The following is a 7,669-nucleotide window of genomic DNA, read 5'->3' on the forward strand; positions in this document are numbered from 1 at the left end:
TGGATGCAACGCCGACCATAGCGGGAGTCCGGACATCACCAGGCCGTGTTGGTGAACGCAGCGGCAAGGACCGCCCAAGCGAGGGCGGCAACCGCCAGCACACCAGCAACGCCATTTTCCAGGTAGCACACCCACCCGCTTTCGGGGTGGGCGAGACATGGAGAGGAGCCCGCAGCGGGCCACGAGAGCGATGCCCGCCACGAGGATTGAACGCCAACGGGGCGCCAGAGGCCGGGCGAGCGATAGCGAACACCCGGTGGTGCAAGGCACCGGCGAATGCTGGAGCGCGATGCGAGGAAGGAATGCGATGAAAGGATGCGAGGAAGGGAGGTGACCAGGCTATGAGGACGACCGGCTCGGTGGTGCTGTGCGCGTGTGCTCGGAGCGCGATGCGCGTCCGCGATTCGGTGGCGGCTGCGGTGGTGACTACCGACGCCCCTGGTTCGATGCTCGCCGCCCTTGGCTCTATGCCGCCGTCCCAGCCGCCCGACCTCACCGACACCGCGCCAGCGGACACCGGCGGTTCCCGGATTGACCGGCCCGGGCGCTGCGCGACCCAGGACCAGCCCGGATCCGGCGATGCACGTCGGGAAACCGCTCACACCGTTCCGTCGCTGATCGGTTGTAGCCCAATCAAGAACGATCGTCGCCCCGGCAGAGTCACTAGACACGCCGCCCTAGGTCGGGTTCGTTGAAGACGCCTGGATCGATTCGAGAAACACGGCGACCGGCGCGTCATGTGCGTGGGCCGGGGCCGCGCGGAGCGCCGCTAGACGCCACAGCGGACGCACACCCCGAGGGGTATGCGCCCGCATCATGCAACTGATCCTCGCCCTGACCGCCGCCAACTGGCACAACGACCCGACCGGAGCACCGGTCCTACGCTCTCTGACCGCCTACGACCACTGACCTCTTGGGATCAATCGTCTAGTCGCCGGCCTTGTTGGCGTCCCCGCCGGGCGCCATCAGGTACCAGATGCTCTGCAGCCCTTGGCCGTCCGTTTCGCCCGGCTCGTCGTCGTCCGCGTAGTAGTACAGCGGCCAGCCGTTGTACGTGACCTGCGTGGTGCCGTCCGTGCGCTCGACGGTGCCGATGAGCGAGGCGTCCACCGTGCCGCCCGACGCCACGTCCGGGGTGTCGGTGAGCAGCGGCGGCCATGCGGTCGCGCACGCGTCGTAGCAGGTCGGCGTGCCTTCGGCGTCCGGCGTGAACAGGTACAGCGTGAAGCCGTCGTTGTCCACGAGGAACTCGCCGTGGTCGTCGTCCGTGGCCGTCGAGAGCGACGCCGCGGCCGCAGCGGTCGCCGTCTCCGAAGGCGACGGCGAAGCCGACTCCGAGGTGGGGTCGGTCCCGTACGGGCCGCCGTCCGAACCGCCGTCGTCGTCGCCGCACGCGGCCGTCCCGAGCAGGGCGAACGCGGCCGCCGCGGCGGCGCACGCGCGCTGTTGTGGTTTCCATCTGGTCATGCGTGGAGCCTAGGCAGCCGGTCGGTTCGGCGAGGGGATTTCCGCCGCGCTGCTCTGAGCGGATCCGCTCCCGGCTGAACCGCTTGCCGCGCCGGTCCGCCGGGCCGCATCGTGGAGTCATGAGTGAAAACGGGAAGCCGCCGCTGTTCGACGACCGGGCCAGGCGCGAGCTGTTCCAGCAGCGCGTGCTCGTCCTCGACGGCCCGCTGGACGACGACAACGGGACCCTGCTCGCCACGCAGATGCTCTCCCTCGCAGGCGAGAACGACAGCGCCGACATCGCATTGTGGATCCACTCCCCGGGCGGCTCGGTGCCCTCGATGCTCGCGATCCGCGACATCATGCGCCTCGTCCCCTGTGATGTGTCCACACTGGCGGTCGGGCTGGCGTGCAGCGCGGGCCAGTTCCTGCTCTCCGCCGGCACCAAGGGCAAGCGCCGCGCGCTGCCGCACGCCCGCGTCCTGATGCACCAGGGCTCGGCCGGGATCGCCGGTGCCGCCGTCGACATCGAACTGCAGGCCAACGACCTGCGCCACACCCGCGACACCGTGCTCGGCCTCATCGCCGAGGACACCGGCCAGCCGCTCGAGCGGGTCTTCGAGGACTCCCTCCACGACCGCTGGTACACCGCCGCCGAAGCGCTCGACTACGGGTTCATCGACGGGATCGTCACCGCGTTCGACGAGATCGCCCCGCAGGCGCGCCGCAGCATCGGCCTCGCCCTCACCCGCGAAGGAGCCTCCGCATGAGCACCTACTCGATCCCCAACGTCATCACCAAGAACGAGCGCGGCGAGCGGATCATGGACGTCTACTCGTACCTGCTCTCCGAGCGGATCATCTACCTCGGCACCGGCATCGACGCCGGGGTCGCCAACGCGCTCGTCGCCCAGCTGCTGCACCTCGACGCGGAGAACTCCGAGCGCACCATCAACCTCTTCATCAACTGCGAGGGCGGCGACCCGAGCGCGATGCTCGGCGTCTACGACACCATGCGGTACATCAAGGCGAAGGTGGCGACCACCTGCGTCGGCCAGGCCGTGGCCGTGGGCGCGGTCCTGCTCGCGGCCGGCGAGCAGGGCATGCGGGCCGCGCTGCCGCACGCGCGGGTCGTGCTCCACCAGCCCGCCGCGCAGGGGCGCGGCACGATCCCGGACCTCATCCTCGCGGCCGACGAGATCGTGCGCGTGCGCGCCGACATCGAGTCGATCCTCTCGCGCCACACCGGCCAGACCGTCGAGGCGCTGCGCGCCGACACCGACCGGGACCGGGTCTTCACCGCCGAGGCGGCGAAGGACTACGGCCTCATCGACCACGTGATGGTGGAGCGCTAGCTGTTCTGTCCTGGGAGGTTGTGAACACCGCAATGGCTGAGACGGGCTGAGACGGGGCGAGGGCCTTCTGGTTCGGTGTGCATCGCTACAAGACACGCCGACCCGGAAAGGCCCTCGATGGCCCACTCTAACGCCCCCTTGACCCCGACTGGCAGACTGCGCCCGCCCCTATCGATCAGAACGCGAGCGACGCGAAGCCCTCCCGGCATTCCTGCACTGGTATAACCACCACCGCGGACACACCGCGCTGAAAGGCCAAAGTCCCGCCACCCGCGTCCACAACCTCACAGGGCAATACAGCTAGGCGGCGAGCGCGTACGCCGAGCGGTGCGCGTAGGCGGCCACGGACGCCGTGAACTGGACCGACCGCAGCCGCTCGGCGACCGCCACCGTCAGATCCGTGAGCGTGAGTTCGAGCGCGCCTGCGACGGCGGCGATCATCTCGCTCGACGGGTCCTTCATGCCGCGCTCGATCTCGGAGAGGTACTGCGGCGAGATCCCGGCCCGCCCGGCGGTGTCCGTGAGCTTCTCGCCGCGGTCGTGGCGCAGGTCCCGGAGGCATTCGCCGAGCGCGTCGCGCCACAGCGGTTCGCCGTCCCCGGATCCGGGGCGCTTCGGGTCGGTCTCGTCCGGCGCCTTCTCGTCCTCTGCACGATGCGGTGCTGCAGTCTCGGCCATGCCTCATCGTAAGTCCGAAAGCGGCCCCGGGAACAGGACGTTTCGCCCTGAGCAGAACGGGGGACACCGAGCCCTTGCGCCGCTGTTCTCCCGGAGTAATACTTAGCCTTATGGCACAGTATTCGGAGGAGCTGGACGGACTCTTCGTCGCCCTCGCCGACCCCACCCGCCGCGAGGTCGTGCGCCGCCTCGGCCGCGGCCCCCAGAGCGTCGGCGACCTCGCCCGCGCGTTCCCGATCACCCTGCCCTCGTTCATGAAGCACGTGCGGACCCTCGAGGCGAACGGCCTCATCCGCACCACCAAGTCCGGCAGGGTGCGCACCTGCGTGCTGCGCCGCGAGCGCCTGGCGCTCGTCGACGGCTGGCTCGCCGAGCAGCGCCGGATCTGGGAGGACCGCACCGACCGGCTCGAACGCCTGGTCACCGAGGAGGAGCAATGAACCCGAATCTCGACCCGCGCCTGGACCTGGGCCTGGAGCGCGTCATCCGCGCCCCTCGCGACCTCGTCTGGCGCGCCTGGACCGACCCCGACCGCTTCGCGCGGTGGTGGATCCCGGCCCCGCTCGCTTGCCGTGTCGACCGCCTCGAGGCGCGGCCCGGCGGCGCGCTCGTCACCCGCATGAGCGAGGACGGCGCCGAGTTCGTGCCGCACCTCGACGGCTGCTTCCTCGTGGTCGAGGACCGGGTGCGGATCGTCTTCACCAACGGGCTCGACAGCGACTGGCGGCCGGCGCGGCCCGAGCCGGTCGCGATGACCGCCGAGATCATGCTGGCCGACCACCCGGACGGCACGGACTACCGCGTCCGCGTCCGCCACGGCGACCCCGAGACCCGCGACCTGCACGAGAAGCTCGGCTTCGCCGAAGGCTGGAGCACCGTCACCGCGCAGCTCGCCGCGCTCACCGAAGCGGAGGCCCACTGACGCGGGCACTCGATTCGACGCGCGGCCGAAGATCATTCATACTCAGTGTTCAGCAGGGCTCAGCGATTGTTCGCTGACATTGAACACCGGGGGAGCGCCGATGGAGCGTCAGGAGATCGAGACGTTCCTCGTCCTCTGCGAAGAGCTCCACTTCGGACGCACCGCCAAGCGGCTGCACCTCTCCCCTGCGCGCGTCACCCAGCTCATTCAGAAAGTGGAGCGCCGCATCGGCGCGCCCCTGTTCGAGCGGAACACGCGCGGCGTCGCGCTCACCGACCTGGGCCGGCGGTTCCAGAAGGACCTCGGCCCCGCCCACCAGGCGGTCGAAGAGAGCATCCGGCGGACCGCCCAGGCCGCCAAGGGGATGAGCGGCGAACTGCGGCTCGGCTTCCTCGGCACGGCGAACGGGCAGCACCTGGACGCGCTCGCCCGCGAATTCGAGGCGCTCCGGCCCCGCACCACGATGCGCCTGGTCCTGGAGGCCCAGATCGGCGACCATCTGCGGCCGCTCCGGGAGGACCGGGCGGACGTGCTCGCCGTGCCGCTGCCGGTCGTCGAGAACGGCGTCGTCGTCGGACCGGTGGTCCTGCGCGAGCGCCTGCTCATGGCGGTGCCCGAAGGCCACCCGATCGCGCAGCGCGGATACGGCACCTACGAGGACCTCGCGGACAACCCGGTCGTCGTCTCCTCGCAAGACGACGACAGCTACTGGATCGACTACTTCGTGCCGCGCCGGACCCCTTCGGGGCGGGCGATCGAGCGCACGCACCTCGTCGAGAGCCTGCAGGCGGGCATCGTGCTGGTGGTGGCCGGACGCGGCATCGGCCCGATCATCTCGCAGTTCGCGAAGTTCAACCAGCACCCGGGCATCGCCTACGTGCCGCTCGAGCACGCCCCGGTCGTCGAGTCGGTGCTGATCTGGTCGGCCGCCCGGGAGACCGACCTCATCCGCGACTTCGCCCGCCTTGCCGAGGCCGCCGGTCCGGTGCTCCTCGACTGGCCCCCGGCCGCCGCCTGAGGCCGGACCGCATAGCGGCGTTGCGAAACAATCGTTGACAGGCGTTGAACACCGATGGCCTGCGACCAGGCTGTTCATCCGGTCTGAACGGTGTGTTGAGCGCTTCGCCGTTGCCGCGCCGGCGTCTCGGGACCCACAGTGAAGGCGAAAGCCCCACTACTAGGTCCAATGAGGATTCACCATGGGAACCCAACGAGACGCGGCCCGGCCCCCTTCGGTCGCGGTCGCCGTCCTCACCCTGCTGTGCGCGGCCAGCATGCTGGTGTTCGGCGTCTGGGCGTTCTTCGCGCCCGTCAGCTTCATCGAGTACGTCAACTACGCGCCTTACAACGAGCACCTGACACACGACGCCGGCGCCTTCCAGATCGGCATCGGCGCCGGGCTCGTCGCCGCGCTGCTGTGGCGCGACGGCGTGGGCGCGGCCCTGGTCGGCTTCGCCGTCGGCAGCGGCCTGCACACCTTGTCGCACTTCATGGACCGCCACATCGGCGGACACGGCTCGGACGTGCCGCTGCTGGGCTTCACCGTCCTCTTGGCGGTCGCCGCGATCGTGCTGCGGGCGCGGGGGAGGCGGGCATGAGAGTCCTTCTCGCCGGGGCCTCCGGTGCGATCGGCGGCCCGCTCACCCGCGCGCTCCTCGCCGCCGGGCACGAGGTGACGGCCCTGACCCGCCGCCCCGGCGGCGCGCCCGAAGGCACCGCTGAGCTGGTCGGCGACGCCCTCGACCGCGGCGGTCTACTGGCCGCCGCGAGCGGCACCGAGGTCGACGCGGTCGTCCACGAACTCACCGCCCTGAAGAAGTCCCCCATGCGGCACAAGCACATGGCGGCGACGAACCGGCTCCGCACCGAGGGCACCGCGAACCTCCTCGCCGCCGCGAAGGTCATGGGCGCCAAGCGCTTCCTCACCCAGTCGATGATCTTCGGATACGGATACGGCGACCTCGGTCGGCGCGCCCGCACGGAGGAGGACGTCTTCGGGGAAGGCGGCTACGGGGGCTTCGACCCGCACATCGTCGCGATGGAGCGCAACGAGCACCAGGTCTTCAACACTGAAGGCGTCGACGGGATCTCCCTCCGGTACGCGCTCTTCTACGGCGCCGAGGGCGACCCCAACATGGCGCTCGTCATCCGCGGCAAGCTCCCGGTCCCCAAGGGCGGCATCATGTCCTTCGTCCATGTGGAGGACGCCGCGGCCGCCACCGTCGCCGCTCTCGAGCGCGGCCGCGGCGGCGAGGCCTACAACATCGCCGACGACGAGCCCGTCTCGTGGCGCGACTACTTCGACGCCATGGCAGCGCACCTCGGCGCGCCGCGGCCGAAGTCCGTGCCCGCCTGGGTGCTGCGGCCCATGCCGCTCATGCACGGCATCCTCACCGGCACCTACCGCATCTCCAACGCCAAAGCCAAGGCCGAACTCGGCTGGGCCCCCGCGTATCCCACGTACCGCGAAGGCATCGCGGCACTCCGCCACCCCTAGGAATGATCACTATGGACTCCAGCTCGAATCGCGTCGTCGTCCTCGGCGCCGGCTACACCGGCATGATGGCCGCCCACGGCATCGCCCGCCGCAAGGCCGCCGAAGTCGTCCTCGTCAACCCCACCGAGATCTTCAACGAGCGCCTGCGGCAGCACCAGGCCGCCGTCGGCCAGGACCTCGGCGTCCACCGCATCCCCGACCTTCTCGCCCCTGCCGGTGTGCGCTTCGTCAGGGGCCGCGCCGACCGGATCGACACCGACCGGCGCAGCGTCCTCCTCGACGGCGGACGCGAGCTCGGCTACGACCGGCTCGTCTACGCCATCGGCAGCGCGACCCCGGCCGTGCCGAACGCGTACGCCATCGACGACCCGAAGTTCGCGGACGCCCTGCGCGGCAGCGCCGACGGTGTACTCGCCGTATGCGGCGCGGGCCTCACCGGCATCGAAGCGGCCGCCGAAGCCGCCGAGGCCTACCCCCGGATGCGGGTGATCCTGCTCAGCCGGGGCGAGCCCGGCTCGATGATGGGCCCCAAGGCGAAGGCGCACCTGCGGCGCGCCCTCGACCGGCTCGGCGTCGAGGTCCGCACCGGCGCCGCGGTCGACCGCGTGCTCCCCGGTGCGATCGAACTCGCAGGCGGGCAGCGACTCGCGGCCGACGTGGCACTGTGGACGACCGGCGTGGCCTACTCCCGCCTCGCGGCCGAATCCGGGATCGCGACCGACGACCTGGGCCGGGTCCTCGTCGACGCCGGGCTGCGCTCGGTCTCGCACCC

10 protein-coding genes and 2 pseudogenes are annotated in these 7,669 nt (G+C 70.6%); 10 read left to right on the forward strand and 2 right to left on the reverse strand.

The features are described 5' to 3' along the window. Positions 1 to 774: 774 nt before the first annotated feature. Positions 775 to 909 (forward strand): annotated as a pseudogene (locus AB0K52_RS25480) (IS982 family transposase); the annotation flags it as partial. A gap of 18 nt (positions 910 to 927) precedes the next feature. Here the strand turns inward: AB0K52_RS25480 and AB0K52_RS25485 are convergent. Continuing rightward, on the reverse strand, positions 928 to 1,467 hold the full coding sequence (locus AB0K52_RS25485) for a hypothetical protein (RefSeq protein WP_363537304.1): 540 nt from the start codon (positions 1,465 to 1,467) through the stop codon (positions 928 to 930). Positions 1,468 to 1,586: 119 nt separating this feature from the next. Between AB0K52_RS25485 and AB0K52_RS25490 the strand changes: the two genes are divergently transcribed. From AB0K52_RS25490 to AB0K52_RS25500, 3 genes and pseudogenes are all read left to right on the forward strand, one after another. Continuing rightward, complete coding sequence (locus AB0K52_RS25490) at positions 1,587 to 2,216, forward strand: ATP-dependent Clp protease proteolytic subunit (protein WP_363537307.1); 630 nt, start codon at positions 1,587 to 1,589, stop codon at positions 2,214 to 2,216. Further along, positions 2,213 to 2,800 carry an ATP-dependent Clp protease proteolytic subunit gene (locus AB0K52_RS25495; protein WP_363537310.1) on the forward strand — a complete coding sequence of 196 codons (588 nt, stop codon included), beginning with the start codon at positions 2,213 to 2,215 and terminating at the stop codon, positions 2,798 to 2,800. Before AB0K52_RS25490 ends, AB0K52_RS25495 begins: the two co-directional genes overlap by 4 nt. A gap of 160 nt (positions 2,801 to 2,960) precedes the next feature. Further along, positions 2,961 to 3,104 (forward strand): annotated as a pseudogene (locus AB0K52_RS25500) (IS481 family transposase); the annotation flags it as partial. Here AB0K52_RS25500 and AB0K52_RS25505 read toward each other — a convergent pair. After that, a complete protein-coding gene (locus tag AB0K52_RS25505; protein ID WP_363537313.1) occupies positions 3,101 to 3,478 on the reverse strand; it encodes a helix-turn-helix transcriptional regulator in 378 nt (125 codons plus the stop codon). The pseudogene AB0K52_RS25500 and the gene AB0K52_RS25505 overlap by 4 nt on opposite strands. Before the next feature lie 110 nt (positions 3,479 to 3,588). On the opposite strand from AB0K52_RS25505, the gene AB0K52_RS25510 reads away from it, so the two are divergent. From AB0K52_RS25510 to AB0K52_RS25535, 6 genes are all read left to right on the forward strand, one after another. Beyond that, a complete protein-coding gene (locus AB0K52_RS25510) occupies positions 3,589 to 3,918 on the forward strand; it encodes a metalloregulator ArsR/SmtB family transcription factor (RefSeq protein WP_363537316.1) in 330 nt (109 codons plus the stop codon). Further along, positions 3,915 to 4,400 carry an SRPBCC domain-containing protein gene (locus AB0K52_RS25515; protein ID WP_208499844.1) on the forward strand — a complete coding sequence of 162 codons (486 nt, stop codon included), beginning with the start codon at positions 3,915 to 3,917 and terminating at the stop codon, positions 4,398 to 4,400. The genes AB0K52_RS25510 and AB0K52_RS25515 overlap by 4 nt, the downstream gene beginning before the upstream one ends. 100 nt (positions 4,401 to 4,500) lie before the next feature. Then, positions 4,501 to 5,418 carry a LysR family transcriptional regulator gene (locus AB0K52_RS25520; RefSeq protein WP_363537319.1) on the forward strand — a complete coding sequence of 306 codons (918 nt, stop codon included), beginning with the start codon at positions 4,501 to 4,503 and terminating at the stop codon, positions 5,416 to 5,418. A gap of 181 nt (positions 5,419 to 5,599) precedes the next feature. Next, a complete protein-coding gene (locus AB0K52_RS25525) occupies positions 5,600 to 5,998 on the forward strand; it encodes a hypothetical protein (protein ID WP_363537322.1) in 399 nt (132 codons plus the stop codon). After that, positions 5,995 to 6,897 carry an NAD(P)-dependent oxidoreductase gene (locus tag AB0K52_RS25530; RefSeq protein WP_363537325.1) on the forward strand — a complete coding sequence of 301 codons (903 nt, stop codon included), beginning with the start codon at positions 5,995 to 5,997 and terminating at the stop codon, positions 6,895 to 6,897. The genes AB0K52_RS25525 and AB0K52_RS25530 overlap by 4 nt, the downstream gene beginning before the upstream one ends. Before the next feature lie 11 nt (positions 6,898 to 6,908). Then, on the forward strand, positions 6,909 to 7,669 hold a 761-nt coding region (locus tag AB0K52_RS25535; protein ID WP_363537327.1), incomplete at its 3' end, for an FAD-dependent oxidoreductase.

The organism is Glycomyces sp. NPDC049804, assembly GCF_040674615.1.
In the GTDB taxonomy this organism is placed as follows: Bacteria; Actinomycetota; Actinomycetes; order Mycobacteriales; family Micromonosporaceae; genus Glycomyces; species Glycomyces niveus.